The sequence below is a fragment of the Azorhizobium caulinodans ORS 571 genome (genome assembly GCF_000010525.1).
Lineage (GTDB): Bacteria > Pseudomonadota > Alphaproteobacteria > Rhizobiales > Xanthobacteraceae > Azorhizobium > Azorhizobium caulinodans.
Map to the genome: position 1 here is coordinate 2,399,672 of NC_009937.1, position 25,372 is coordinate 2,425,043.

The following is a 25,372-nucleotide window of genomic DNA, read 5'->3' on the forward strand; positions in this document are numbered from 1 at the left end:
CAGCTAACGCAACGTTAGGCAGCGGATCACTCGCTCACGTTGCGTCGCCTCACAGTTATTCCCTGCTGCCGGTCGGTATTCCGGGTGCGTGTTTTCACCGCGTCGCTGTTGGGCGGCAGGTGCGGCAGCAGCGCCCCAACGGGGCCGCAGACGCCTCGGGATCAGCGGGAGCGAAGGGGGCCGGACGGGCGTCACGCCCGTGCGGCCGCGTGGCTTGAAGGCATGCGAACCCAGGATCTCCCGGACGATATCTGGCGCGAGGGAGACGATATGAAACGTCGTACCGATGAAGACTTCCGCCCCGTCGGGGATGGGTATGACACCAAGGACACGGTGCGCCGTGTCAAGGCGATCCTGGTCGGATCGACCGGCAACCTGATCGAGTGGTACGACGTCTACGTCTTCGCCGCTTTCCAGCTTTACTTTGCTCCGTCCTTCTTTGCTGACCAGTCTCCGGCCCGTCAGCAGATCTTTGCTTCCATCGTCTTCGCGCTCGGCTTCCTTGCGCGCCCGTTCGGCAGCCTCCTGTTCGGCGCCATCGCGGACCGCTACGGCCGCCGGATCTCGCTCACCGCGTCCGTGCTGCTGATGTGCTTCGGCTCGCTCATCATCGCCTGCACCCCCTCTGCGACCCAGATCGGCATCGCCGCGCCCATCCTGCTCACGGTCGCCCGCCTCCTGCAGGGCCTGAGCCAGGGCGGCGAATACGGCGCCAGCGCCACCTATCTCTCGGAGATGTCGCACCCCAACCGCCGCGGCTTCTATTCCGGCGTCTGGTACGTGACGCTGATCGGCGGCCAGCTGATGGCGGTGTTCACCCTGCTCATCATGCAGAAGCTGTTCCTCTCGGAGGACCAGATCCGGGCCTGGGGCTGGCGCATTCCCTTCTTCATCGGCGCGGCGCTGGCGGTTTATTCCTTCACCATGCGGCGGGACATGCCGGAGACCGACCTGTTCAATAAGGCGAAGTCGGTCGCCAAGGAGCGCGCCCCCCTCGCCGATCTCATGCGGCACTGGAAGTCGCTGCTGCTCGTGGTGGGCGTGACCATCGGCGGCACCTCCGCCTTCTACACCTACACCACCTACATGCAGAAGTTCCTGAAGCAGTCGGTGGGCCTCACGGCGGACCAGACCACCATGGTCACGGTCGGCACGCTCATCGTCGCTTTGATCATGCAGCCCCTCTACGGCTCGATCTCCGACAAGATCGGCCGCAAGCCGCTTCTGATCTACTTCGGCGTGATGGGTACGCTGTTCACCTATCCGCTGCTGAACACCATCCAGACCACCAAGGACCCTTGGATGGCCTTCCTGCTGATCTGCGGCGGCTGGGCCATCGTCAGCGGCTATACGTCCATCACGGCCATCATCAAGGCGGAGCTGTTCCCCACCTCCGTGCGTGCCATGGGCGTGGGCTTCCCCTATGCCGTCACGGTCGCCGTGTTCGGCGGCACCGTGGACAGCGTGGCCCAGATCTTCAAGTTCGAGCTCCATTGGGAGCAGGGCTTCTACTGGTACGCCACCGCCTGCATCTTCGTGTCGCTGCTGGTCTATATCGGCCTCAAGGACACCAAGAAGACCTCGCGGATGGACGAGGCCCACTGATCGGGCGCTCTTCCGCATTCACGTGAAAGAAAGCCGCGCGGCGCTCATCGCTCCGCGCGGCTTTTTCATGTCGGGACGAGCGTCAGGCGCCGAGCAGGGCGCGGGCGTCCGCCACGAGCTTCAGCGCCAGTTCGCCGGCCGGAAGACGAGGCGCGAGCCGGGCGGCCTGGCCCGACCAGAGATTGGTGAAATCGTCTCGCCCGTCGGCCTCGGCGCGGGCTTTGAGTGGCGCCAGCGCAGCGCCCGCAAGCGGAAAGGCGGGGGCATCGGGCGAGAGCGGGCCGATCTCGCGCATGATGCGGTTCATGACCCCGCGTGCCGGCCGACCGGTGAAGAGGTTGGTGAGCGCCGTTGTGTTGTCCTCCGCGCGCTCCAGCGCGGCGCGGTGGAGCGGTGCCACGCCTGCTTCTGGCGAAAACAGGAAGGCCGTCCCCACCTGAACCGCATCCGCGCCGAGCGCAAAGGCAGCGGCGACGCCGCGGCCGTCCGAAATGCCGCCCGCGGCAATTACCGGCACGGAGACGGCATCGCGCACCTGAGGCACCAGTGCGAAAGTGCCCACCTGCCGCGTCATGTCGAGATCGAGGAAGGCGCCGCGATGCCCACCGGCCTCAAGCCCCATGGCGATGATGGCATCGCAGCCCTTTTCTTCCAGCCATTTCGCCTCGGCAACCGTGGTCGCCGACGAGATCACCTTGGCTCCCGTGGCTTTCACGCGCGCCAGCAGAGAGGGTTCCGGCAGGCCGAAGTGGAAGCTCACCACCTCCGGTCGGCGGGCTTCGACGAGCACACAGAACTTCTCGTCGAAGGGCGCCCGGCCGCCGCCGGAGGGCACCGTGGCCGGATCGATGCCGGCCTCGGCGAAATAGGGAGCAAGTCGAGCGCGCCAGTTCGCCTCGCGCGCGGCATCCGGCACCGGCGGCGTATGGGCGAAGAAATTCAGATTGAGCGGTCGGCCGGGCAGTGCCTCCCGCATTTCAGCGATGGCGGCATCAAGCTGCTCGGGCGTGTATTGCGCGGCGGGGAGGGCGGCCAGACCTCCGGCCGCGCCGACGGCGATGGCGAGCTTCGGTGTTCCGGAACCTGCCATGGGCGCCAGCAGCAGGGGTAGATCGATGCGGAAGAGGTCAAGGATGCGGCGGTTCGGCCAGGCTTGGGACATGGGACACACTCGCGTCTGCGCACCGGGCCGGTGCCCGGCCATTATGCATGGGCGCGCGCGAGCGGATATGCGAGGCGGGAATGGCTGTCCATCAGGCGATGCGGTCGGCCAGGGTGTCCGCAAGGGCCGCGGTCTGGCGCCGGATGTCCGGGACGGCGACGATTTCCCAGAACTGCCCCTTGCTCACAGGCCCGATGCCGAAGAGGCACGAATGTGCGGTGCCATCCGCCGCGACGATGGCATTGTGGGGCGTGACGTCGAGCCCCTGCCCGAGTGGGTCGGGACGCGCCACCCCCTCGCGCAGGAGCGATGCCACGAGCGGATCCTGCACCCGGCGATAATCCGATTGGGGTCCGGAGCAGTTGATGAGGTAGGTCGCCTCCCGCCACTCCAGCCGGCTTGAACCGCGGGGCCGGACGCCGAGGGCAAGGCCAGCGTCGCGGGCATCCAGCCGCACGCCACGCGCCGCCTCCACCACGAGGCGTCCGCTGGCGAGATGGTGCGCAATGCGCGCGGCGATCTCCGGTGACATGCGATGGCGGTGAATGTCCCACCAGGGCCGGACATGGCGCAGGAAGCGCCGCCGCTCGACAGCATCGAAGCCCTGCCAGATGGCCTGCGTCGCCGGGCGCAGCGCATCGATCACGTCCCGCCAGCCGGCGCCGCTCGCCTCGGCGCGCTCCACTTCGGACCGCACCCGCCGCATGAGGGCTGCCACGGTTTGCGGGGGCGCCTCCGGATCGATGAAGGACGGCCAGGGCGCCGTTTCCCGGTGCTGCTGCGGAATGAGGCCGCGCCGGGAGACGACACGGATCGGCCCGCGGTGGCCGCGCGCATCGAGCCGGATCACCAGATCCACCATCGTCAGGCCGGACCCGAGGATGATGACTGGCGCATCGGGCGCAATGCGGGCAAGCGCCGCCTCGTCCCAGGGATTGCGGATGATCAGTGAGGCGTCGCAGGCCGCGCAGCCCTCCGTGACCGGCAGTTCCGGCGGGAAGTTTCCGACCGCGAGCACCGCCGCGTCCACATCCAGAGGGACGGCGCCGGCGGGATGGAGGCGCACGCCCTCCGCATGGATCTCGAGGGACCGGATATCGAGCGGCAGGCGCCGGACAGTGCGGCCGGGCGCTGCCTGCGCCTCGACCGCAGCCAGCGTCTCGCTCAGATAACGCCCGTAAAGGCCACGCGGCGCAAAGGCGTGGCCGGAGGCGGGGACGGTGGCTCCGAGGCCCTGATTCGCAGCATGTGCCTGGAGCCAGCGCACGAAATGGCCCGGATCGTCAGCCAGCGCCGACATGTTGGAGGCACGGACATTCAGCAGGTGGTTGGGGTCGCCCGAACTGTAGGCGAGGCCCGGCCCGAACAGCCCGCTGCGCTCCAGCAGCAGGACTTCGACTCCAACCGGACCTCGCCGGAGCAGTTCGATGGTCAGCGAAGTACCGGAAAAGCCGGCCCCGACGATGGCGATGCGCATGAACGAATTAGCGCTGTGGAATGCGACCGGATCAAGAAGTCCGGTCCGAGCGCGTGAAATCCCCCACAGGAAAGGCCGAAACGTAAGGTTTTCGCCCTGGCCGTCGACCCATCAGTCGCCAGATGCCACCACGAGCCGACAACCGGCCTCCGCCATACGCGTGGCGAGACGGTCGGGGGGCGCGGCATCGGTGATGAGGGTCGAGACGGCCTCAAACTCGGCCACCCGCACGACGGCGGAGCGGGCAAACTTCGTGGCGTCGGCCACCAGAAGGGTTCGCCGGGCACGGGCGATCATGGCCTTCTTGGTCGCCACCTTGAGCGGATCGAAATCCATGATGGCGCCGTCCTCGTCATCGAAGCCGGAGCACCCGATCACCGCGAAGTCCGTGCGCAGGCCGTTCAACGTCGCAATCGCCTGCTCGCCCACAAGCGAGCCGTCCGCGCCGCGCATCAGGCCGCCCGTCACCACCACGTCGCCCACCGGCGCACCCGCGAGGATCGCAGCGGCACCGACGCTGGTCGTGACCACATGCAGGCTGCGATGGTCCAGAAGCGCGCGCGCGACCGCTTCCACCGTCGTGCCCACATCGAGACAGACGGAGGCGCCGTCTGGGATCATCCGCGCGCACGCCTCGGCAATGGCGCGCTTGGCATCCGTGGAGGTGGTGCGCTTCTGGCTGTAGGCGGGGCGGGCGGTGTTCTCTCGCTGGCCCGCGCCGCCATGGAAGCGCTGGATGAGGCCGGCTTCATCGAGGCGAATGATGTCGCGCCGCACCGTCTGGGTGGAAACGTCGAACAGTCGGGCGAGGGTTTCGATGGTGACATAGCCCTGCTCTCGCACCCGTTCCACGATCGCCTGCTGGCGGCCGGAGACATCGGGAGAAGCGGCGTCGGCGCCGGAGACGATAGGCGCGGCGGCAGAGGAGGGGGCTTCGGTCTCGGGCGCAGCGCGTCGGGGCATGGGAACTCGATCAGGGATGGCGCTTGGCGTTTTTCGTCGGCTATGTAAGAAAACTTACATCGCATTAGCGTATGCCAATGCGGAACGTCCGTCGAGCCGTGTTCAGGAGCCGCCCGCCATGTCTTCCCTCGCTCCCGCTTCCATCCCCTCTCTGCTCTGGTCCGAAGGCGGCGTCCTGCTGCGGGACGGCGCCCGCTTCGATCCCTGGGCGCTCGCCTGGGTCGCCCTGGACGGGTCGGTGCAGGGGGAGGCGCATGCGGTCACGCCGTGCGAGGCGCTGACGCGGCTCAACGCCGAGGGGCAGATGCGCAAGGTGCCGGTGGGCATCATCGGCCCCAAGAATGCCAATCCGGAGCAGGAGACGCTGGCAGAGGCGCTGGGGCGGGCCTTCGCCAAGCTCGGCCTGACGTTGCTGACGGGCGGGCGCATGGGGGTGATGCAGGCCGCGAGCCGGGGCGCCTTCTCCGCCGGCGGGCTCACCATCGGCATCATTCCGGATGGGGAATGGGACACCGCCAATCCCTATGTGACGGTCCCCCTTGCCACCGGCCTCGGTCCGGCGCGCAATGCGATCGTGGCCCGCGCCTGCGAGGCGCTGGTGGCGGTCGGCGGCGAATATGGAACGCTGAGCGAAATGGCCTTCGGCATGCATTTCGACCGGCTGGTGCTGTCCATGCTCAATGCCCCGGTGGTGAATGGCGTGGTGGCCTGCGCCACCATCGAGGAGGTGACCGAGCGGGTGGCGCTGCGCGTCCTGCGGCTGGATCGTCCGTTCGGTGGTTGATCGAAATCTTCCATATATGTCATAAAAGTATCATCGGATCGGGCGCAGAAGATGCCCGACCATATGGGGGAAGACCGGCGCCGTGCTCGCCACCTGTCTCTATCTGCTGTTCCTGTTCGCGCCCATCGCCTTGCTGGTGATGGGATCGCTCGGGGAAAGCTGGACCAACAGCCTGCTGCCGAGCGGCCTTACCGGCCGCTGGTATGCGGAGCTGGCCGCCGATCCGAGCTTCCAGCGCGCGTTCCTCACCAGCCTCAAGGTGGTGGCTGCGACCTGCATCCTCGACATGCTGATCGCCGTGCCTCTGGCCTATGCGCTGCATTCCACGGCGCGGCGCGGCGTTCAGGCGGCGGCGCGGGTGGTGACGCTGTTGCCCATCGCCACGCCCGAACTGGTGCTTGGCTTCGGCTTCATCCTCGTCTTCTCCTCCGATGCCTTGCCGTTCATCGGCAGCATCTGGCTGCTCATTGCCGCCCATGTGGTGGTGACGCTGCCCTATCTCCTCAACATCCTTCTATCGGACATGACTCAGCTCAAGCTCGGCGACCTGGAGCGGGTGGCGGCCACCCTCGGCGCTCCCTTCATGAGCCGCTTCTTCGATATCGTGCTGCCGCTGGTGCGTCACAGCCTGTTCGCCGGCCTGATCACGGTCTCGGCCATCTCCATTGGCGAGTTCCAGATTTCCAATCTCATCGCCGGCTTCCTCACACGCACCTATCCGATCACGCTGTTGCAGGCCTTCTACGGCGCCACGGGCTTTGCCTGCGCCGCGACCGTCGTCCTGCTGGTGCTCGCGGTGACGGCCTCCGCGGCCGGTGCGCTGACGGCTCGCGCCGCACGGACGGGTTGAACCATGAGCGTGCGTTTCGAGAACGTCTCCTTCCGCTATCCCGGCACGACCACCGGCGTCTTCGACATCGATCTGGAGATCGCGACCGGCGAGCTGCTGGCGGTCATCGGGCCGTCCGGCTCCGGCAAGAGCACGCTGCTGAAGCTGCTGTCCGGCTTTGCCGTGCCAGACACGGGCCGCATCCTCGTGGACGGCAAGGACGTCACGCATCTGCCGCCCCACGAGCGGGCCTTGGGCGTTGTCTTCCAATCCTATGCGCTGTTCCCGCATATGAGCCTCTGGCGCAATGTCGCCTATCCGCTGAAGGTGCGGGGCATCCCGAAGACCGAGCGCCAGGAGCGGGCGCGCGACGCGCTCGCCCGCGTCGGCCTTGGCGATTTTGCCGAGCGGGCACCGACGAGCCTGTCGGGCGGGCAGCAGCAGCGTGTGGCGCTGGCCCGTGCGCTCGTCTTCTCGCCTCGTGCACTCCTGCTGGACGAACCGCTCTCGGCGCTGGACGCGGCGCTGCGCCATGGCATGCGGGATGAGATCATGCGGGTGCAGCGCAAGGCGGGCATCGCCACGCTGCATGTGACGCATGATCAGGAAGAGGCGCTTTCCATGGGCGACCGGGTGGCGGTTATGTCCGCCGGCCGGCTCGAACAGGTGGCGATGCCACGCGACCTCTATGACCGGCCCGCCAGCCGCCGGGTCGCCGCCTTCGTCGGTCACGCCAATCTGTGGGAAGGCATGGTTGTTGCGCCCGGCCTCGTCTCCACGCGGCTCGGGGAACTGGTGTGCGACACCGCCGGCTTCGCCACCGGCGCGGACGTGATCGCGCTGGTGCGCCCCGAGCACGTGGTGCCGCTGCTGGAACTGCCCTCCGGCCCGCGCCCCAATGTCTTCTTCGGCCATATGGCCGAGGACCGCTTCCTCGGTGCGGTGCGCCGCTGCGACCTTGAGGTCGGCGGCGGCACGGTGCGCATCGAGACCAGCATCCGCGCCGCCATCGCGGCGGTCGCGGTGCCGCCGGACGCGATCCGGCTGCTGCCTCCCGAGAGCCCGTCCCCAACCCGGCCTGCCCACACAGGAAACCCGTCATGACGCATTGGCTGATCAAGGCCGCCACCGCGGTCGCTCTGGCGCTGCCCGCCGCAGCGCTGCCCACCCTCGCCATGGCCCTCGACGGGCCGGAGCTTTTCCCCGGCGAGGCCGCCCTCTATGAGGCGGCGAAGAAGGAGGGGATGGTCGTCTCCTTCGACACCGGCCCCACCTGGGCGAACTGGGGCGAGCAGTTCAAGGCGTTCCAGAAGCGCTATCCGGGTGTCGAGATCGTCTATAACGACATCGGCTCAGCCCAGACGGTGGTGGCGCTCGACAAGTCGCGCAACCGGCCGCAGGCGGACACCGCCTATTATTTTGCGGGCTCCGCGCTGGACGCCGCCGCGAAAGACGTGGTGGCGCCGTTCCAGCCGGTGAACTTCGACAAGCTGGTGCCCGAGTTCAAGCAGGCGGACGGCAAGTGGTTCACCATCCACACGCTGAGCCCCGCCTTCCTCGTAAACAAGAACCTCGTGAAGACCCCGCCCAAGAGCTGGGCCGACCTTCTGAACGCCGATTACAAGAACGCGGTTGTCTATCTTGACCCGCGCTCGACCGGGCAGGGGCAGGTGGTGGCGATTGCCGCCGCTTATGCCAATGGCGGCAGCATCGACAATGTGAAGCCGGGCATCGACTATCTCGAAAAGCTGCACAAGGCTGGCAACGTGCTGCGTACGGTCGGCACCACGCCTTATGCGCAGTTCCTCAAGGGCGAGATCCCGATCCTCATCGGCTATGAGAACGATGGCCTGAAGGCCAAGTACAAGGATGGCATGGGTGATGCCGTGGAGGTGGTGATCCCCTCCGAGGGCACCGTTGCCGCGCCTTATGCCATCAGCCTCGTGAAAGGCGGCCCGAACCCCAACGCCGGCAAGCTGTGGCTCAATTTCATCATGAGCGCCGACGGTCAGGCCCGTTTTGCGGAAGGCTATGTGCGCCCCGCCGTGCCCGGTATCGAACTGCCGGCCTCGGTGGCCGCCCAGATGCCCGCCATCAAGGCGACGCCGCTCGATGTGGCCAAGGCCAGCGCCAAGAAGGCCGAGATCGACCAGCTCTGGGCCAAGCAGGTGCTCGGCCAGTGAGGTGAGCCGAAGGGCCGGCGTCGCGCCGGCCCTTCTCCCGTTTTCGACAGATGGCGCCGCACGAAGGCACGAGATCCATGGCACAGAGCGCAAAGCAGGGCCGCTCCATTCCCATCGCCGGGCGGGGCGTGCGGCTGGCATTCGCGCTGCCGGGTCTTCTGGTGCTGGCGCTGTTCTTCGTCCTGCCGCTCGGCAGCATTGCGCGCGAGGCCTTCAGCGAGGGCGGATCGGCCTTCGCTCGTGTGCTGGCCGATCCGGTCTTCTGGGGTGGCGTGCGCGGCTCGCTCATCCTCGGCACGCTGGCGCCGGGCTTCTCGGTGGTGGTGGGCTTCCTCGTGGCGCTGCATCTCGCCACCTTGTCCGAACGGGCGCGCGGTCTGGCCCTGTTCGCCATTTCCCTGCCGCTGACCTTCTCCGGCCTCGTGATCGCCTATGGCTTCATTCTGGTGTTCGGACGCTCGGGTTTCGTGACCCTGCTGCTGGCGCGGCTCGGCGCCGATCCGGCCGTTGTGGGCGGCTTCATCTTCACGCCGGTGGGGCTGGGCCTTGCCTATTCCTATTATCTGATCCCCCGCGTGGTGCTGGTGATGCTGCCGGTGCTGACCAATTTCGACCGCAGCCAGATCGCCGCCGCCCGCTCGCTGGGCGCCACCGGCTTCACCGCGCATCTGGACATTCTGGTGCCGCAGGTGATGCCGGCGCTGATCACGGCCTTCTGCCTCACCTCCGCGGTTGCCATCGGAGCCTATGGCACGGCGCTGGCGCTCGTGGGCACGCAGGTGAACATCCTGCCGCTGGTGCTCTACAGCAAGGTCTCCGACGCCGGCTCGGACTTCCCGGCGGCGGCCGCCATCTCGCTGCTCCTCATGGGCCTGTGCTGCGCGGTTATCGGCCTCGCCGAACTGGTTCGCCGCGCGCGCCCCGCCGCCTGAACGCTTCCCACCCAAAAGGAAAGGCCGGGCGTCTCGCGACGCCCGGCCTTCTTCATGTACCCCCCGAGGGTCGGCTCAGAATTTGACCGTCAGCGCGCCGTTGAGGCCGTTGGCGGTCGCCGTGCCGGAATACTGTCCGGTGTAGTTCACCGACAGCAGCGTGTTCGTGGTCACGCGATAGTCGAGCCCCGCGCCGAGCAGCGCGGCGTCGCGGGCGAGCGGCGTGCCCGTCACCTGGAAGGGCACGAGCGCGCCGGCGAAGGTCTGGGTGGCGGTCGGGCTCACGTCGCCGAAGGCGTGCAGCCAGGCCACCGTGGCGGTGGGGGTGACAACGGCGCCGGGCGCCAGCGTCAGGTCGGCCCGCAGGCGGGCGCCGAGGGTGGAGAAGAGCGTGTCTTCGTTGGACGTGTTGCCGGCGAGCGCCGAGGTGCTGCCGTTTTCCGTATAGCCGTCGGTGGAGAGGTGCACGTAGGCGAGGCCGGCGTAGGGCGAGATCACCGCCGGGGCCAGCGCCACGTCATAGGACACCTCGCCGAACAGCTGCGTCGTGCCCGCATTGAAGCTGGCACTGTTGCCGCCGACATAGCCGGGGAAGACGACCGAGCGGCTCATGGAGCCGTCGTGCCAGGTGTAGGTGAGGCCGCCGCGCAGGCCGATGGCGCCATACTGGCCGCCCGCATAGAGGCCGAGGTCGTAATTGTCGATGCTGCCGGAGGAATTGCGGGCATCCACCTGGAAGGTGGACTGGCTGTAGCCACCCACGAGACCCACGCGCCAGTTGTCGCTCACTGCCACGTCGGCACCGGCGAAGACGCCGCCGATGTCGCTGCTCACGCTGGCGGTGTTGAGGTTGCCGCTGTTGTTGCCCCAGGAGCCGAAGCCCTGCAGCCACAGCGTGGGGGTGAGGCCGGGGGCGAGCGCCGCTGTGGCCGGGCCGCCGGGGGCGGTGCCGGTCGCCTGACGCAGGCGGCTGCCCACCGCGTCCCGCAGGAAGATGGACTGTTGCTGCATCACCGTATTGGCGGAGGCATAGGCCTCGCCCGAGAGGGCGTCGAAGCCGGGGGCGAGAACCGCGCCCGTCTGCGAGCTGGCGAGCAGCGCATAGACCGGGTTCGACCAGCCCGCCTGATCAAGGCCCGCGGCAGTGGCTGTTTCATTGGCGGTGATCGCCTGGCTGGCGAAGGCGACGCCGTTGCGCTGCAACTGCATCGTGCCGCCGGTGCCCGAGAAGGTGAGCGAGGGCGACAGGAAGAGGAAGTTGGAGCTGGCGTTGGCGAAGCTGCCGCTGACGCCGCCGCCCGCCGTGAAAATGCTGTAGGTGGTGGTGGGCGAGTAGATGCCGCTCGCCGCGATCACCTGCAAATTGGCGCCGTTCACGGCGATGGCGCCGGTGGCGGCCACCCGGTCGGACTGGCCGGCCGAATTGATCTCCACCTGATAGGTAGAGCCCTGCTGGAAGGTGGCGTTGCCGGCCACATTCAGCGTGCCGATGGAATTGCCGGGGGCGATGGTGCCGCCGCGCTGGGCGGTGAAGCCGCCGACCGTGCCGTTACCGCCCAGGAGGCCGCCCGAGCCGACCGTCACCGCGCCGGTGATGGTGCCGTTGGCGTAGAGCGCGCCCGTGTTGCCGACGGTCACGTCGCGGGTGAGGCGATCGCTGGTGGCCATCTTCAGCGTGCCGGTGACATTGTCGAAATAGCCGACCGCCGAATAGAAGTCGATGCGGGTCCAGTAGCTGAGGGTCGTGCCGTAGAAGGCCGCCAGCGCCTGACCCTCGGTGTTCACGAGGATCTGGTTGATCGTGCCGGTGGCGAGATTGCCGTAGATGCCGCCGTTGGGGGCGAGCGTCTGGGCGGCGCTGGTGCTGCCGCCATAGACAGTGGCGAGCAGGATGGAGGCATCCGCCGCGCCGGCCGGAGCCTGCTCGCGCGGGGCCTGATCATAGCTCAGCGTCGGCAGGCCGTAGGTGAGGCGCGACTGGTAGAAGGCCTGATTGGCGGCGGAGGGCACATAGGGATCGTTCGCCGTGTTCGCAGCGCTGGTGGCGCAGGCGGCGACCGAGGCCCCGCACTGGGCGGAGAGGTAGCCTTGCATCTGCGCGTAGGCCGCCGTGAACAGGCTCGGCATGTTGAGCGCCGAGCCGGTCATGGCGGCGTTGTTGAGGTAGGCCGGATTGCTCAGCGCCTGCGCGAGGTCATAGCTCGCCAGCGCACGGCCGCCGATGATGTCGAGCGGATAGTGCACGCCCAGCACGATGCGGCTGTCCCCATACTCCGCCGCCCGCACCATCATGCTCTGGTAGAGCTGCGGGGCGAGCATGCCGAGCAGGATGGAATCCGTGAAGGCATAGGTGGTGTGCCCGCTCGGGAAGGACGGGTTGGTGGCGATGCCGTTGAGCGAGGTCGGGTCGAACTGGTTGATGCGGCCGGGCGCCACCTGCACCGGGCGCGAGCTGCCATAGACGTCCTGCCCCGGCTGCGTGCTCTTAACACCATAGGCGAGGTCATAGACGCTGTCCGTGGTGTTCGGCAGGCCGTTATAGGTCGGCACGGAGAAGCCGGCGGGCGCGACGGCCGGCACCGGCACATAGTTGGCCGGCGTGGTGGAGGGGTTGGTGGCGGCGCCGTTGGCAAAATAGTTCTTGGCCACGCCGAGGTCGCTGCCGGTGTAGGAATAGGCCGTGCCCAGCAGGGTCACAACGCTGCCCAGCGCCCCGCCGGTGCCGCCGGCCACGCCCGTCTGGTAGATCGGGCCGAGGACCGAGCCATAGCCGCCGACCGGCTGCTGCGGCGTGATGCCGTTGATCGGCGTCTGGGCCGGCAGGCCGCCCGCGAGGTTCGCCGCGACGCCATAGGTGCCGAGGCCGACGGACGACAGGTTGTTGGATACCGAGCCCAGCAGGTTCTTGTCGCTGACGGCGAGCGACTGGCGTGCGGTGTTGGCGCCGTTGTTGAGAACCACCACCTGATTGAGATTGCTGGTCAGCGTCTGCTGGCCGACCGCCGTGGCGTTCAGGCTCAGGAACGGCGACAGCAGATTGAGGATTGTGGCGCTGGAGCCGGAGATGTTGGCGGTCTGCGCGAGTGCAGTGCCGGAACTGACGGAGGCGACGAGAATTGCAAGCGTCGAGACGCTGGCCAGGTTGCGCATGATCCCACCCCTATACGCATGTTAGCCCTGGGCCGGGACGCTACTGCCTCACTTGTTCGGCCGCATTGTCATAGTGTGTCACAATAGAGGTGGTGGAACATTGTTGCGGAAAATCATCACATCTGAGATTTGGTAAATACGCGCGACGTTACGTTAGATGAAATGACGTATGGTTATTTTCCGAACGCAAATTTTGTCTTTTTCGCATCTTCGATGCCGATGCGCGGGAGGCGCCGCGCCGTCCGGCGCCGGCCTCAAACGAAAACGGCTCCGGCAGGGTGCCGGAGCCGCAGGTTGCAAGCGTCAGAAGGGATGAGACTCAGCCGCCGCCCATCTCGAGGCGCTTGTTGAGGCGAAGGGCCAGCAACGTGCACACACAACCCGAGAGCAGGTAGGCACCGGCAGCGACGAGACCGAAGTGGCTCGAAAGCAACAGGGCCGCGAGCGGCGCGAAGCCGGCACCGAACAGCCAGGCGAAGTCGTTCGTGATGGCGGAGGCCGTGTAGCGGTAGCGGTTGGCGAAGCGGGACGCCACCGCGCCCGACGACTGACCGAACGAAATGCCGAGCAACGCGAAGCCGAGCACCATGAAGGTTAGCTCACCGGCAATGCCGCCATTCAGCAGTTGCGGTGCAAAACCGCTGAAGACGGCGATGGCCGCGGCAGAGGCGCCGAGCAGCGTACGGCGGCCCACCTTGTCCGCGATTCGCCCCGAGGCCACGATGGCGATGATGCCCACCATGGCGCCGATCGTCTCAACCACGAGGAAGCGCGTCGCGCCCTCCGAGGTGAAGAGATAGACCCAGGAGAGGGGGAACACGGTCACCATGTGGAACAGGGCGAAGGTCGCGAGCGGGGCAAAGGTGCCGACCGCGATGCCCGAGCCTTCCTCCCGCACCGTTTCAAGCACGGGCGCCGGCTGGAGGTCGCCGCGCTCGAAGAGCTGCTCATACTCAGGCGTCACCGCCATGCGCAGCCTGGCGAAGAGGGCGACCACGTTGATGGCGAAGGCCACGAAGAAGGGATAGCGCCAGCCCCACGAGTAGAAGTCCTCCGTCGAGAGGCTTCCGGCGAAATAGGCGAACAGGATGCTCGCCACGATAAGGCCGAGCGGCGCCCCGAGCTGGGGCAGCATGGCGTACCAGCCGCGGCGGCCCTCCGGCGCGTTCATGGCCAGCAGCGGCGCCAGCCCGTCCCACGCGCCACCCCAGGCCAGGCCCTGGGCGATGCGGGCCGAGGCCAAAAGCCAGACCGCCGAGACGCCGATCACATCCCGCGCGGGCAGGAAGGCGATGGCGACCGTGCTTGTGCCGAGCAGGAAGAGGGCGATGGTGAGCTTGGCGCCCCGGCCCCAGGTGCGGTCCACGGCGAGGAAGAGGGCCGTGCCGAAGGGGCGGGCGATGAAGGCGAGGGCGAAGAGGCCGAAGGAATAGAGCGTGCCGGTGAGCGGATCGGCTTCGGGAAAGAGCAGGCGGGGAAAGACAATGACGGACGCGATCGCATAGACGAAGAAGTCGAAGAACTCCGACGTCCGGCCGATGATGACCCCGATCGCGATATCTCCTGGGTCGACCCGTCCCCCGTGGCTGTGAAGGACGACGGCGTCGTGCTCCATGGTCGATGCGGTAAGCGCCATGACACAAACCCTCCTGCAACGAGAGTTTCAACCCTAAGGGAACCTCACTGTTCCGGTTCTGGCGCCGATCAAGTGACGTTCCCTATCAGGAGATTACGGACGGCTTGGGCAAATTGTCCAATGTCCCTTGTGCTGCACCGCAGCTAACCGGTCTGGCACCATGCGATCTTTCTAGGCAGGTGCTCCCGTGAGCCGGTTCCGTCTCCTTGCCGTCATGCCGCTTCTGGCGGTCCTGTGCGGCTGCAACTTCGTCGTTCTGGACCCCTCCGGCGATATCGCCGTCCAGCAGCGTGACCTCATCCTGATCTCCACCGGGCTGATGCTCCTCATCATCATTCCGGTGATGGTGCTGACGGCGCTGTTCGCCTGGCGCTACCGGCAGTCGAACACGGCGGCCAAATATGATCCGGAATGGCATCATTCGACCAAGCTGGAGCTGGTGATCTGGTCGGCGCCGCTGGCCATCATCATCTGCCTCGGCGCCATCACCTGGATGGCGACCCATCTGCTCGATCCCTACCGTCCGCTCTCGCGCATCGCGTCGGACCGCCCGCTGCCGGCGAACGTCAAGCCGCTCGAGGTCCAGGTCGTGGCGCTCGACTGGAAGTGGCTGTTCATCTACCCGGAATTCGGGATCGCCACAGTTAACGAGATGGCTGCGCCGGTTGATCGCCCGGTGACGTTCAGCCTCACCTCGTCCTCGGTGATGAACTCCTTCTTCGTCCCCGCGCTGGCCGGCCAGATCTACACGATGCCCGGCATGGAGACGAAGCTGCACGCGGTCATCAACGCTCCCGGCAACTTCCGCGGCTTCTCGGCCAATTACAGCGGCGCCGGCTTCACCTACATGCAGTTCGCCTTCAAGGGCCTCTCCCACGACGACTTCGACAAGTGGGTCGCCAGCGTGAAGGCGGGCAAGGACGGCGAACTCAGCCGCGCGGCCTATCTCGAACTGGAGCGTCCGAGCGAGAAGGTGCCGGTGCGCTACTATCCGAGCGTCGATCCCAAGCTCTTCAACGCCATCGTCAACATGTGCGTCGAGGCCAACAAGATGTGCATGGCCGACATGATGGCCATCGACGCCAAGGGCGGCCAGGGCCTCGAAAGCGCGCGCGCCGTGCTCCCGAGCTACGACAAGTATGCCCGCCGCGGCACCGTTCTCGGCGGCGAGGCCACCTACGTGGTCGGCGTGTGCTCGCCCGAGGATCTCTCCGCTCAGGCCGGTTCCGACCGCGCTCCGGTGGCCGTTGGCCAGCGCCGCGTGATCGGCGGCCCCTCCGCTCCCGTATTCACCCCCATCAGCGCACCCTCGGCGGTTCCCCTGCCGAGCCTGCGCACCCTTTCCAATTCCTGACGCGAGGCGTCATGTCTGCAGCCATCTCAACCCCCGTAAATCCCATCTTCGGGCGGCTCACGCTGGAGAGCCTCCCGCTGCATGAGCCGATCGTCGTCATGACGTTCTGCGTCGTGGCGCTGGGCGGCATCGCCGTCCTCGGTGCCCTGACGTACTTCCGCCTCTGGGGCTATCTCTGGAAGGAGTGGTTCACGAGCGTGGACCACAAGAAGATCGGCATCATGTACATGGTGCTCGGCATCATCATGCTGCTGCGCGGCTTCGCCGACGCCATCATGATGCGCCTCCAGCAGGCCATCGCCTTCGGCGGTTCCGAGGGCTATCTGCCGGCGCACCATTACGATCAGGTCTTCACGGCCCATGGCGTGATCATGATCTTCTTCGTGGCCATGCCGCTGGTCACGGGTTTCATGAACTTCGTGGTGCCGCTGCAGATCGGCGCCCGCGACGTGTCCTTCCCCTTCCTGAACAACTTCAGCTTCTGGATGACGGTGGGCGGCGCGGTCCTGATCATGGCCTCGCTGTTCATCGGCGAGTTCGCCAAGACCGGCTGGCTCGCCTATCCGCCGCTCTCGGGCATCGGATACAGTCCGGATGTCGGTGTCGATTATTATATCTGGGGCCTACAGGTCGCAGGTGTCGGCACAACATTGTCAGGCGTCAACCTGATCTGCACCATCATCAAGATGCGTGCCCCGGGCATGAGCCTGATGAAGATGCCGGTCTTCACCTGGACCGCCCTCTGCACCAACGTGCTGATCGTCGCCAGCTTCCCGGTCCTGACCGCCTGCCTCGCGCTGCTGTCGCTGGACCGCTATGTCGGCACGAACTTCTTCACCAACGACTTCGGCGGCAGCCCGATGCTGTACGTGAACCTGATCTGGATCTGGGGTCACCCCGAGGTCTACATCCTGGTTCTCCCGGTGTTCGGCATCTTCTCGGAGGTCACCTCGACCTTCGCGGGCAAGCGCCTGTTCGGCTACACCTCGATGGTCTACGCCACGGTGGCGATCACCATCCTGTCCTACCTCGTGTGGCTGCACCACTTCTTCACCATGGGCTCGGGCGCCAGCGTGAACTCGTTCTTCGGGATCACGACCATGATCATCTCCATCCCCACGGGTGCGAAGATGTTCAACTGGCTCTTCACCATGTACCGCGGCCGCATCCGCTTTGAAGTTCCGATGATGTACACGGTGGCCTTCATGCTCACCTTCGTCATCGGCGGCATGACGGGCGTGATGCTCGCCGTGCCCCCGGCGGACTTCGTGCTGCACAACAGCCTGTTCCTCATCGCCCACTTCCACAACGTCATCATCGGTGGTGTGGTGTTCGGCATCTTCGCCGGCATCGCCTTCTGGTTCCCGAAGGCCTTCGGCTTCAAGCTCGATCCCTTCTGGGGCAAGTGCTCGTTCTGGTTCTGGGTGGTGGGCTTCTACTTTGCCTTCATGCCGCTCTACGTGCTGGGCTTCATGGGTGTCACCCGCCGCATGCGCGTCTTCGAGGACCCGTCCCTCCAGATCTGGTTCGTCGTTGCCGCCTTCGGTGCCGCGCTCATCGCGCTCGGCATCCTGTGCTTCCTCATCCAGCTCGGCGTCAGCATCCTGCGCCGCGACAAGCTGCGGGACACCACGGGCGACCCGTGGAACGCCCGCACGCTGGAGTGGGCGACGTCTTCCCCGCCGCCCGCCTACAACTTCGCCTTCACCCCTGTCGTGCACGACCATGATGCCTGGTACGACATGAAGGCGCGCGGCTACGAGCGTCCGCTCACCGGCTTCAAGCCGATCCACATGCCGCAGAACACCGGCGCCGGCGTGCTCCTCGCCGCCTGCAGCACGGCCATGGGCTTCGGTCTCATCTGGTACATGTGGTGGCTGGTTGCGGCGAGCTTCATCGCTCTCCTCGCCATCGCCATCGGTCACACCTTCAACTACCACCGCGACTTCTACATCTCCGCCGAGGAGGTGACGCGGACCGAGGATGAGCGGACCCGCCTCATCGCTGCGCAGGTGAAAGCATGAGCTCTGCCGCCACCCCCCAGACCGGCGCGCCCGTCTTCTACGAAGTAGACGAGCACGCGCATCCCGAGGGCCACAGCACGGCCCTCGGCTTCTGGATCTACCTGATGAGCGACTGCCTCATCTTCGCGATGCTGTTCGCCACGTTCGGCGTGCTGGGCGGCAATTACGCGGCGGGTCCGGGACCGAAGGATCTGTTCGACCTCAAGCTCGTGGCGGTGAATACCGCCATGCTGCTGTTCTCCTCCATCACCTATGGCTTCGCCATGCTGGCGATGGAGAAGGGCCGCCAGTCGCAGGTCCAGCTCTGGCTGGCGATCACCGCCCTGTTCGGTCTCGCCTTCCTCTCGATCGAACTCTACGAGTTCCATCACATGATCCACGAAGGCGCCGGCCCGCAGCGCAGCGCCTTCCTGTCGGCCTTCTTCACGCTGGTCGGCACCCATGGCGTCCACGTCACCTTCGGCCTCATCTGGCTGGTGACGATGATGGTTCAGGTCGGCCGCTTCGGCCTCATCACCGCCAACCGTCGCCGCCTGATGTGCCTGTCCATGTTCTGGCACTTCCTGGACGTGATCTGGATCGGCGTCTTCACCTTCGTCTATCTCATGGGGATGCTGCGATGAGCGCTAACGGCCACGCACACTCGGGCGCAGCCCACGGCCATGACGCGCACGGCGCCCATGGCGAAGATCACGGCCACGGTTCGTTCAAGAGCTACATGACCGGCTTCATCCTGTCGGTCATCCTCACCGCCATCCCGTTCTGGCTGGTGATGACGAATGCGCTCGGCAACAACCAGCTGACGGCCATCGTCATCATGGCCTTCGCCGTGGTGCAGATCGTCGTGCACATGATCTACTTCCTGCACATGACCGGTAAGGTCGAGGGCGGCTGGAGCATGCTGGCGCTCATCTTCACCGTCATCGTGGTGGTGATCGCGCTGAGCGGCTCTCTGTGGGTCATGTACCATCTGAACGCCAACATGATGCCGTCCCACGACATGCGGATCGCTCCGTGAGTGAGGACCGGCCGGAGGCTGCGGGCTCTGCCCGCGGCACCGACAATCAGACGGACGGGGCCAAAAGCCCCGTCCGTGCTGTTTGGGCCATCGGTTTCCTGCTGGTCCTTGCGGTCGTCTTTTTCTCGCTCGGCACGTGGCAGGTCTATCGGCGGGCCTGGAAGCTCGATCTGATCCAGCGGGTGGAGACCCGCATCCATGCCGCCCCTTCGGCGCCACCAGGCCCCAACGCCTGGCCGGGTGTGACGGCAGCTTCCGATGAATATCGCCATGTGACTGTGACCGGCCGCTTCATTCCGGACCGGGAAGCCCTGTCGCTGGCCGTGACGGAGCTCGGCGGCGGGTTCTGGGTGATGGCGCCGTTCCGGACCGATGCGGGTTATGTGGTGCTTGTGAACCGGGGCTATGTCCCGCCGGAAAAGAGGGACCCCGCCAGCCGCGGCGCGGCGCTGACCGACGCGGAAACCCGTGTCACCGGGCTTCTGCGCATCAGCGAGCCCAAGGGCGGCTTCCTGCGCTCGAATGATCCTGCCGCCGGCCGCTGGTATTCCCGCGATGTGGCTGAGATGGCGGAGACCTTTGGCCTGTCCGACGTCGCGCCCTATTTCATCGACGCCGAAGCGGGCGCGCCGAACACCTATCCCGTCGGCGGCCTCACCGTGGTGCGCTTCCCGAACAGCCATCTGGTCTATGCGCTGACGTGGTTTTCCCTTTGCGCTATGGCTCTGGGTGCGGCGGTTCTGGTGTGGAGGCGCCGCGTCCGATAGGAGCGCGCCGCCATGCCCGTCGCCCAGCAAGACACCAGCGGGAACAAGAACCTCTTCCTGCTGATCCAGCTCCGCTGGCTGGCCGTGGCGGGGCAGGTCTTCACCATCCTCGTGGTGGATGTCTGGCTTCACATCCGCCTGCCGCTCCAGGAGATGATCTCCGTCCTGCTGCTGCTGGTCGGCCTCAATCTCGTGGCTCTCTGGCGCCACCGCAGCGAGGCGGAGGTCACAAATGTCGAACTGCTGGGCGAACTGATCCTCGACGTCGCGGCGCTGACGGCCCAGCTCTATCTCAGCGGCGGCGCCACCAACCCCTTCATCTCGCTCTATCTGCTCCAGGTGGGGCTGGGAGCGGTGCTGCTCCAGCCCTGGTCGGCCTGGGTGCTGGTGGTGCTGACCAGCGCCTGCTTCGTCTGGCTGATCGGCCAGTTTCGCCCGCTGCCTCTGCCGCATGACGACCATTCGACCCTGTTCAACCTGCATATCGGGGGCATGTTCGTCTGCTTCCTGCTGGCGGCGAGCCTGCTGGTGCAGTTCATCAGCCGCATCAGCGCGAACGTCCATGAGCGGGAGCAGAGGCTGGCGGAACTGCGTCGCAAATCGGCGGAGGAGGACCTCATCGTCCGCATGGGCCTGCTCGCCTCGGGCGCGGCCCATGAACTTGGAACGCCGCTCGCGACGCTCTCGGTGATCCTGAACGACTGGCAGCACATGGAGGCGGTGGAGGAGGACCCCGAGCTGATGGAGGACCTCTCCGAGATGCAGGCGCAGGTGGCGCGCTGCAAGATGATCGTTTCGGGCATCCTGATGTCGTCGGGGCAGGCGCGCGGGGAGGGGACCCTTCGCACCACGGCCGACGTCTTCTTCGACGAACTGGTGGACGAGTGGCAGGAGAGCCGCTCGCCGGCTGCGCTCGAATTCGTGAACGACCTGCCGCCGGATCTGCCCATCATCTCCGACGTCGCTCTGAAACAGGTGATTTTGAACGTCTTCGATAATGCGCTAGAAGCCTCTCCGGCATGGGTCGCCGTCAGCGTCACCCGTGCCGCAGACGCCATTGTGCTCGAGGTCCGCGACCATGGTCCGGGATTCGCCCCGGACATCCTTGCCGAGTTCGGCAAGCCCTACGGCTCCACCAAGGGGCGGCCGGGTGGCGGGCTTGGTCTCTTCCTCGTGGTCAATGTGGTCCGCAAGCTTGGAGGCACCGTAACAGCGCAGAACGAGGCTGACGGAGCGTCCGTCATCCTGGATTTGCCGCTGCATGCTCTCTCACCCGATGTCGATGACGGAGACCACCACACCCCGCCTGCTGATCGTCGAGGATGACGCGTCCTTCGCGCGCGCCCTGCGCCGCTCCTTCGAACGGCGAGGCTACGAAGTCCGGCTGACCAGCAGTCTCGAAGGCGTGCAGTCCGTGCTCTCCGAAGTGACGCCGGCCTATGCGGTCGTGGACCTGAAGCTCGCTGGCGGTTCCGGCCTTGAGTGCGTGAAGGAACTGCATGGCCGCGACGGTGACATGCGCATCGTCGTCCTCACCGGTTTTGCCAGCATCGCGACCGCCGTGGAGGCCATCAAGCTCGGCGCCTGCCACTATCTCGCCAAGCCGGCGAACACGGACGACATCGAGGCAGCCTTCGGCAAGGGGGGCGGCGACCCGACCATCGCGGTCACGGCCCGTCCCACGTCGCTGAAAACGCTGGAGTGGGAACGCATCCACGAAACGCTGCTGGAAACCGACTTCAACATTTCCGAGACCGCCCGCCGTCTCGGCATGCATCGCCGCACGCTCGCCCGCAAGCTCGAGAAGAAGCGTGTTCCCTGAGGTCGTCCTGGCCCGGCGGAGCCGTCAGGCGACGGCGGCGCCCGCTGCGGATCCGGCAAGGCGTCCCAGCACCACGGCGGTGAGCAGGCCATTCCCTGACAGATAGCCGGACGCCTGCGAACCCGAGACGCCGCATGCTGCCCCGCCCGAGGCGTAGAGGTTGGGCAGGGATGTGCCGTCGGGCCGCAGCACACGCGCGTGCTCGTCCACCACGAGGCCGCCCTGGGTGTGGAACAGCGCGCCGGTCACACGCACCGCATGGAATGGCGCCGAGAGCTGCTGGTCGGCACGGAAGGCGCGGCCGAAGGTATCGGTGGCGCCGTCCAACTTCAGCCGCTCCACGTCGGACAGGGTCGAGATGAGCGCGTCCGCCGGCAGACCGGTGCGCGCGGCGAGCGCCTGCGGCGTGTCGGCTGTAACGATTGCGCCTATGGCCTCGGCCTGCCGGAAATCCTCGAATTGCCGGGCGATGCCGGCGATGCGGGTGTCGAAGATTGTCCAGGCCATCCGGTTCGGCTGTCGCAACACCTCGGCGGCCTGCTCGGAATAGCCATGCATCTCATTGCTGAAGCGCCGCCCTTCCGCATTTACCTGCACGCCGCCTTCCGTGATGGTGGCCCAGGTGATGAGGATGCCGGCGGGATACGCCACCGAGCCGTGGCCCTGATGGCCGGACAGATGCCGGGTGGCCGCGCCCAGCGCCTCGCCCCACAGCAGGGCATCGCCCTGATTACCCGTGTGGCCGAAATAAAGCGCGTCGGCGAGCGTCGGGATGTGGGCGCGCACCAGATCGGCATTGCCGCCATAGCCGTTGCAGGCGAGCACGAGCTGGCAGAGGGCAACCTCCTCCGTCGAGCCGTCCGGCCGCTCCAGCGTGACGCCCAGCAGGCGGTCGTTTTCGTCGGCATGAAGCTGCGTGACGCGGGCGTCGCAGAGGATCTCGATGCCGCGAGCCTCGGCGGCGCCGCGCAGGGCATCCACCAGTTCCTCGCCGGAGCGCGACGGCAGGCCGTGCATCCGCCGGGCGCTGTGGCCGGGGTAGCTGAAGTCGGAGATCACCGAAAAGGGCAGGCCGTGGGTGTCGGCCAGCCACTCCACGGCCGGGCCGGCTTCCGCCGCGATGCGTGCCACGAGGGTAGCGTCCGGCTCGCCATGGGCCTTGGCCATGATGTCGGCGGCGAACTGCGCGGCCGAATCGGCGATGCCCGCCTCCGTCTGCCAGCGTGTGCCGGCGGCAGGGATGAGACCGGCGGAGAGCGCCGTCGAACCGCGCGGCACCGGATCGCGCTCCAGTACCAGCACCTCGGCCCCGGCCTCTTGCGCCGCCAGTGCCGCCACGAGGCCCGCTGCCCCGGCGCCGATGATGACCACGGGCACATGGAAGCCGAAGGTTTTTCCGGACTGGCGGACAATGGGGCTCACGGCGGCCTCGCGCGTCTCAGGTTATGTCTCGGTGCAGGACAGTAAGCTGTACTAGATATAAAACAAGTATTGCCTCTCGCGCCGGAACGGGCCTACCCTTTGGCACAGCATTTCCGGAGGCGACGCAATGGCGGCGAAGACCGCGCGAACCCTGTTCGACAAGGTGTGGGACGCGCATGTGGTGGTGCAGCGGGAGGACGGCCAGAGCCTGCTCTGGATCGACCGTCACTTCCTGCACGAGGGTTCTTTCCATGCCTTCGACAAGGTGGCTGGCCGTGGCGCTTCGCTGGCGCGGCCGGACCTCACCTTTGGCGTCGAGGACCATTATGTGCCCACCCGCGTGCGGCAGCTGGACCTGATCGATCCCGCCATCCGCCGCATGATGGAACAGCTGCGCGCCAACACGCTGCGCCATAAGGTGCGCCTGTTCGATGTGGATGATCCTGCGCAGGGCATCGTCCATGTGGTGGGGCCGGAGCAGGGGCTGACGCTGCCTGGCCTTTCCATCGTCTGCGGCGACAGTCACACGGCAACCCATGGCGCGTTCGGCGCGCTTGCCTTCGGCATCGGTGCCTCCGAGGTTGCCCATGTGCTGATGACGCAGACGCTGTGGCAGAACAGGCCCAAGCGCTTGCGCATCCGCGTGGAGGGCAGGCTGGCGCCGGGCATCGTCGCCAAGGACGTGGCGCTCTCCATCATCGCCGCCATCGGCGCGGATGGCGCGGCTGGCCATGCCATCGAATATGCAGGCTCGGTCGTGCGCGGCCTCTCCATGGAAGGGCGGCTCACGCTCTGCAACCTCTCCATCGAGGCGGGCGGGCGCTGCGGCATGATCGCCCCTGACGCCACGACCCTCGATTATGTGCGCGGGCGGCCCTATGCGCCCGAAGGCGCGTTGTTCGATGCGGCGGCGGAGGCGTGGCTGGCGCTCGGCAGTGATGCGGATGCGGAATTTGACCGTGAGGTGGTGCTGGATGGCGATGCCATAGCGCCCATCGTCACTTGGGGCACGAGCCCCGAGGATGCGCTGCCCATCACCGCCACCGTGCCTGATCCCGAGCGGGTGGACGACGCGGCGAAGGCCGCCCACATCCGCGATGCCGTCTCCTACATGGACCTGCGGCCGGGCCAGCGGCTCAGCGACATTGCGGTGGACCGCGTCTTCATCGGCTCCTGCACCAACAGCCGGATCGAGGATCTGCGCGCCGCCGCCGCCGTTCTAGCGGGGCGTTCCGCCAAGGTGCCGGGGCTCGTGTCGCCCGGTTCCGCACTGGTGAAGCGGCAGGCGGAGGAGGAGGGACTGGACGCCATCTTCCGCGCCGCCGGCCTTGAATGGGTGGAAGCCGGCTGCTCCATGTGCGTCGGCATGAATGGCGATCTCGTGCCGGCCGGTGAGCGCTGCGCCTCCACCACCAATCGCAATTTCAAGGGCCGGCAGGGGCCCGGCGCCCGCACGCACCTCATGTCTCCCGCCATGGTGGCTGCGGCGGCCGTGACGGGCCATCTCACCGACATGCGCCCGCTGCTTGAGGGGAGGAACTGATGCAGCCCTTCATCCGGCTCGAATCCATCGGCTGCCCGCTCCCGCTCACGGGCGTTGACACCGACCAGCTTATCCCCGCGCGCTTCATGAAGCGCTCGCGGGCGGAAGGCTATGGCGGCTATCTGCTGCATGACCTGCGGTTTGAGGGGGAGGGCAAGCCGATTGCCGACTTCCCGCTCAACCAGCCGCTCTATCAGAGCGCGGAAGTGCTGGTGGCGCGGCGCAATTTCGGCAGCGGCTCGTCCCGTGAGGCGGCGGTCTATGCGCTGGCGGACTTCGGCTTCCGTTGCGTTGTGGCACCCAGTTTCGGCGACATCTTCGCCTCCAACGCCGTGAACAACGGCCTGCTGCCCGCACGCGTCTCGGAGGCTGATTGCGAGGCGCTGCTGGCGGGGCTCGCAACGCAGAATCGCATGGTGGTGGACCTTGAGGCCTGCACCATCGTCTGCGGCAATCTGAGCGTCCCCTTCGAGGTGGACCCCGTGTGGCGCACCAAGCTGCTCAATGGTTGGGACGACATCGACCTCACCCTGAGCCGGCAGGCGGAAATCGCCGCCTTCACGGCCTCCGACGCGAGCCTGCGCCCATGGATGGCGCCGCGCCGTCCGGAATGATGCGCAAAGCTCCACCTGGGCGCTTGACAGCAGCCGGGTGGAGCGGTCTCTTAAGACAGAAACCTGTCTTATATTAAAGACAGATCA

At 66.7% G+C, this 25,372-nt stretch carries 21 protein-coding genes; 15 read left to right on the forward strand and 6 right to left on the reverse strand.

The annotated features are described in order from the left end of the window. Nucleotides 1-270 precede the first annotated feature (270 nt). Nucleotides 271-1,605, forward strand: a complete 1,335-nt coding sequence (locus AZC_RS10805; RefSeq protein ID WP_043879215.1) for an MFS transporter — start codon at nucleotides 271-273, stop codon at nucleotides 1,603-1,605. 82 nt (nucleotides 1,606-1,687) lie between these two features. Here the strand turns inward: AZC_RS10805 and AZC_RS10810 are convergent, their stop codons facing one another. The 3 genes from AZC_RS10810 to AZC_RS10820 all read right to left on the reverse strand — a co-directional run bounded on the left by AZC_RS10810 (nucleotide 1,688) and on the right by AZC_RS10820 (nucleotide 5,207). Continuing rightward, complete coding sequence (locus AZC_RS10810; protein ID WP_012170615.1) at nucleotides 1,688-2,767, reverse strand: NAD(P)H-dependent flavin oxidoreductase; 1,080 nt, start codon at nucleotides 2,765-2,767, stop codon at nucleotides 1,688-1,690. A 91-nt stretch (nucleotides 2,768-2,858) separates the two neighbouring features. Further along, on the reverse strand, nucleotides 2,859-4,244 hold the full coding sequence (locus tag AZC_RS10815; protein ID WP_012170616.1) for an FAD/NAD(P)-binding protein: 1,386 nt from the start codon (nucleotides 4,242-4,244) through the stop codon (nucleotides 2,859-2,861). 111 nt (nucleotides 4,245-4,355) lie between these two features. Then, nucleotides 4,356-5,207: a DeoR/GlpR family DNA-binding transcription regulator gene (locus AZC_RS10820; RefSeq protein ID WP_012170617.1), complete on the reverse strand. Its 852-nt coding sequence runs from the start codon at nucleotides 5,205-5,207 to the stop codon at nucleotides 4,356-4,358. A gap of 118 nt (nucleotides 5,208-5,325) precedes the next feature. Here AZC_RS10820 and AZC_RS10825 point away from each other — a divergent pair, with 118 nt between their 5' ends. From AZC_RS10825 to AZC_RS10845, 5 genes are all read left to right on the forward strand, one after another. After that, nucleotides 5,326-5,991, forward strand: a complete 666-nt coding sequence (locus AZC_RS10825) for a TIGR00725 family protein (protein WP_043879216.1) — start codon at nucleotides 5,326-5,328, stop codon at nucleotides 5,989-5,991. Nucleotides 5,992-6,073: 82 nt separating this feature from the next. Next, a complete protein-coding gene (locus tag AZC_RS10830) occupies nucleotides 6,074-6,841 on the forward strand; it encodes an ABC transporter permease (RefSeq protein WP_012170619.1) in 768 nt (255 codons plus the stop codon). Nucleotides 6,842-6,844: 3 nt separating this feature from the next. Further along, nucleotides 6,845-7,924 (forward strand): ABC transporter ATP-binding protein, encoded by a 1,080-nt coding sequence (locus tag AZC_RS10835; protein ID WP_012170620.1) that lies wholly within the window; start codon nucleotides 6,845-6,847, stop codon nucleotides 7,922-7,924. Beyond that, complete coding sequence (locus tag AZC_RS10840) at nucleotides 7,921-9,003, forward strand: extracellular solute-binding protein (protein WP_012170621.1); 1,083 nt, start codon at nucleotides 7,921-7,923, stop codon at nucleotides 9,001-9,003. The genes AZC_RS10835 and AZC_RS10840 overlap by 4 nt, the downstream gene beginning before the upstream one ends. Before the next feature lie 77 nt (nucleotides 9,004-9,080). Continuing rightward, nucleotides 9,081-9,935: an ABC transporter permease gene (locus AZC_RS10845; protein WP_081433963.1), complete on the forward strand. Its 855-nt coding sequence runs from the start codon at nucleotides 9,081-9,083 to the stop codon at nucleotides 9,933-9,935. Between the two features lie 75 nt (nucleotides 9,936-10,010). Here the strand turns inward: AZC_RS10845 and AZC_RS10850 are convergent, their stop codons facing one another. Next, nucleotides 10,011-13,085 carry an autotransporter domain-containing protein gene (locus AZC_RS10850; protein WP_012170623.1) on the reverse strand — a complete coding sequence of 1,025 codons (3,075 nt, stop codon included), beginning with the start codon at nucleotides 13,083-13,085 and terminating at the stop codon, nucleotides 10,011-10,013. Nucleotides 13,086-13,404: 319 nt separating this feature from the next. Next, nucleotides 13,405-14,700 carry an MFS transporter gene (locus AZC_RS10855; protein ID WP_043880223.1) on the reverse strand — a complete coding sequence of 432 codons (1,296 nt, stop codon included), beginning with the start codon at nucleotides 14,698-14,700 and terminating at the stop codon, nucleotides 13,405-13,407. 208 nt (nucleotides 14,701-14,908) lie between these two features. Between AZC_RS10855 and cyoA the strand changes: the two genes are divergently transcribed. From cyoA to AZC_RS10890, 7 genes are read left to right on the forward strand one after another with little or no spacing between them, the layout of a single operon-like run. After that, on the forward strand, nucleotides 14,909-16,075 hold the full coding sequence (gene cyoA / locus AZC_RS10860) for a ubiquinol oxidase subunit II (RefSeq protein WP_012170625.1): 1,167 nt from the start codon (nucleotides 14,909-14,911) through the stop codon (nucleotides 16,073-16,075). An 11-nt stretch (nucleotides 16,076-16,086) separates the two neighbouring features. Continuing rightward, nucleotides 16,087-18,099, forward strand: a complete 2,013-nt coding sequence (gene cyoB, locus AZC_RS10865; RefSeq protein ID WP_012170626.1) for a cytochrome o ubiquinol oxidase subunit I — start codon at nucleotides 16,087-16,089, stop codon at nucleotides 18,097-18,099. Beyond that, on the forward strand, nucleotides 18,096-18,722 hold the full coding sequence (gene cyoC / locus AZC_RS10870) for a cytochrome o ubiquinol oxidase subunit III (RefSeq protein ID WP_012170627.1): 627 nt from the start codon (nucleotides 18,096-18,098) through the stop codon (nucleotides 18,720-18,722). Before cyoB ends, cyoC begins: the two co-directional genes overlap by 4 nt. Further along, nucleotides 18,719-19,117: a cytochrome o ubiquinol oxidase subunit IV gene (cyoD, locus tag AZC_RS10875; RefSeq protein ID WP_012170628.1), complete on the forward strand. Its 399-nt coding sequence runs from the start codon at nucleotides 18,719-18,721 to the stop codon at nucleotides 19,115-19,117. Before cyoC ends, cyoD begins: the two co-directional genes overlap by 4 nt. Further along, on the forward strand, nucleotides 19,114-19,884 hold the full coding sequence (locus AZC_RS10880; protein ID WP_012170629.1) for an SURF1 family protein: 771 nt from the start codon (nucleotides 19,114-19,116) through the stop codon (nucleotides 19,882-19,884). The genes cyoD and AZC_RS10880 overlap by 4 nt, the downstream gene beginning before the upstream one ends. A 12-nt stretch (nucleotides 19,885-19,896) precedes the next feature. Further along, nucleotides 19,897-21,210, forward strand: a complete 1,314-nt coding sequence (locus AZC_RS10885; RefSeq protein WP_012170630.1) for an ATP-binding protein — start codon at nucleotides 19,897-19,899, stop codon at nucleotides 21,208-21,210. Beyond that, a complete protein-coding gene (locus AZC_RS10890) occupies nucleotides 21,167-21,706 on the forward strand; it encodes a response regulator transcription factor (RefSeq protein WP_043879217.1) in 540 nt (179 codons plus the stop codon). The genes AZC_RS10885 and AZC_RS10890 overlap by 44 nt, the downstream gene beginning before the upstream one ends. A 24-nt stretch (nucleotides 21,707-21,730) precedes the next feature. On the opposite strand, the gene AZC_RS10895 is transcribed toward AZC_RS10890, so the two are convergent. Beyond that, complete coding sequence (locus tag AZC_RS10895) at nucleotides 21,731-23,128, reverse strand: FAD-dependent oxidoreductase (protein WP_012170632.1); 1,398 nt, start codon at nucleotides 23,126-23,128, stop codon at nucleotides 21,731-21,733. A gap of 127 nt (nucleotides 23,129-23,255) precedes the next feature. Between AZC_RS10895 and leuC the strand changes: the two genes are divergently transcribed. After that, nucleotides 23,256-24,671 carry a 3-isopropylmalate dehydratase large subunit gene (leuC, locus tag AZC_RS10900; RefSeq protein WP_012170633.1) on the forward strand — a complete coding sequence of 472 codons (1,416 nt, stop codon included), beginning with the start codon at nucleotides 23,256-23,258 and terminating at the stop codon, nucleotides 24,669-24,671. Then, on the forward strand, nucleotides 24,671-25,285 hold the full coding sequence (leuD, locus tag AZC_RS10905) for a 3-isopropylmalate dehydratase small subunit (RefSeq protein WP_012170634.1): 615 nt from the start codon (nucleotides 24,671-24,673) through the stop codon (nucleotides 25,283-25,285). Before leuC ends, leuD begins: the two co-directional genes overlap by 1 nt. Nucleotides 25,286-25,372 lie beyond the last annotated feature (87 nt).

Bases quoted from the DNA above. Each gene is read 5' to 3' on its own strand.
- AZC_RS10855 (WP_043880223.1), bottom strand. From the start codon at position 14,700: ATGGAGCACGACGCCGTCGTCCTTCACAGCCACGGGGGACGGGTCGAC.
- AZC_RS10850 (WP_012170623.1), bottom strand. From the start codon at position 13,085: ATGCGCAACCTGGCCAGCGTCTCGACGCTTGCAATTCTCGTCGCCTCC.
- AZC_RS10835 (WP_012170620.1), top strand. From the start codon at position 6,845: ATGAGCGTGCGTTTCGAGAACGTCTCCTTCCGCTATCCCGGCACGACC.
- AZC_RS10805 (WP_043879215.1), top strand. From the start codon at position 271: ATGAAACGTCGTACCGATGAAGACTTCCGCCCCGTCGGGGATGGGTAT.
- cyoD (WP_012170628.1), top strand. From the start codon at position 18,719: ATGAGCGCTAACGGCCACGCACACTCGGGCGCAGCCCACGGCCATGAC.
- AZC_RS10840 (WP_012170621.1), top strand. From the start codon at position 7,921: ATGACGCATTGGCTGATCAAGGCCGCCACCGCGGTCGCTCTGGCGCTG.
- cyoC (WP_012170627.1), top strand. From the start codon at position 18,096: ATGAGCTCTGCCGCCACCCCCCAGACCGGCGCGCCCGTCTTCTACGAA.
- AZC_RS10890 (WP_043879217.1), top strand. From the start codon at position 21,167: ATGACGGAGACCACCACACCCCGCCTGCTGATCGTCGAGGATGACGCG.
- AZC_RS10820 (WP_012170617.1), bottom strand. From the start codon at position 5,207: ATGCCCCGACGCGCTGCGCCCGAGACCGAAGCCCCCTCCTCTGCCGCC.
- cyoB (WP_012170626.1), top strand. From the start codon at position 16,087: ATGTCTGCAGCCATCTCAACCCCCGTAAATCCCATCTTCGGGCGGCTC.
- AZC_RS10810 (WP_012170615.1), bottom strand. From the start codon at position 2,767: ATGTCCCAAGCCTGGCCGAACCGCCGCATCCTTGACCTCTTCCGCATC.
- AZC_RS10815 (WP_012170616.1), bottom strand. From the start codon at position 4,244: ATGCGCATCGCCATCGTCGGGGCCGGCTTTTCCGGTACTTCGCTGACC.
- leuD (WP_012170634.1), top strand. From the start codon at position 24,671: ATGCAGCCCTTCATCCGGCTCGAATCCATCGGCTGCCCGCTCCCGCTC.
- AZC_RS10885 (WP_012170630.1), top strand. From the start codon at position 19,897: ATGCCCGTCGCCCAGCAAGACACCAGCGGGAACAAGAACCTCTTCCTG.
- AZC_RS10825 (WP_043879216.1), top strand. From the start codon at position 5,326: ATGTCTTCCCTCGCTCCCGCTTCCATCCCCTCTCTGCTCTGGTCCGAA.
- AZC_RS10845 (WP_081433963.1), top strand. From the start codon at position 9,081: ATGGCACAGAGCGCAAAGCAGGGCCGCTCCATTCCCATCGCCGGGCGG.
- leuC (WP_012170633.1), top strand. From the start codon at position 23,256: ATGGCGGCGAAGACCGCGCGAACCCTGTTCGACAAGGTGTGGGACGCG.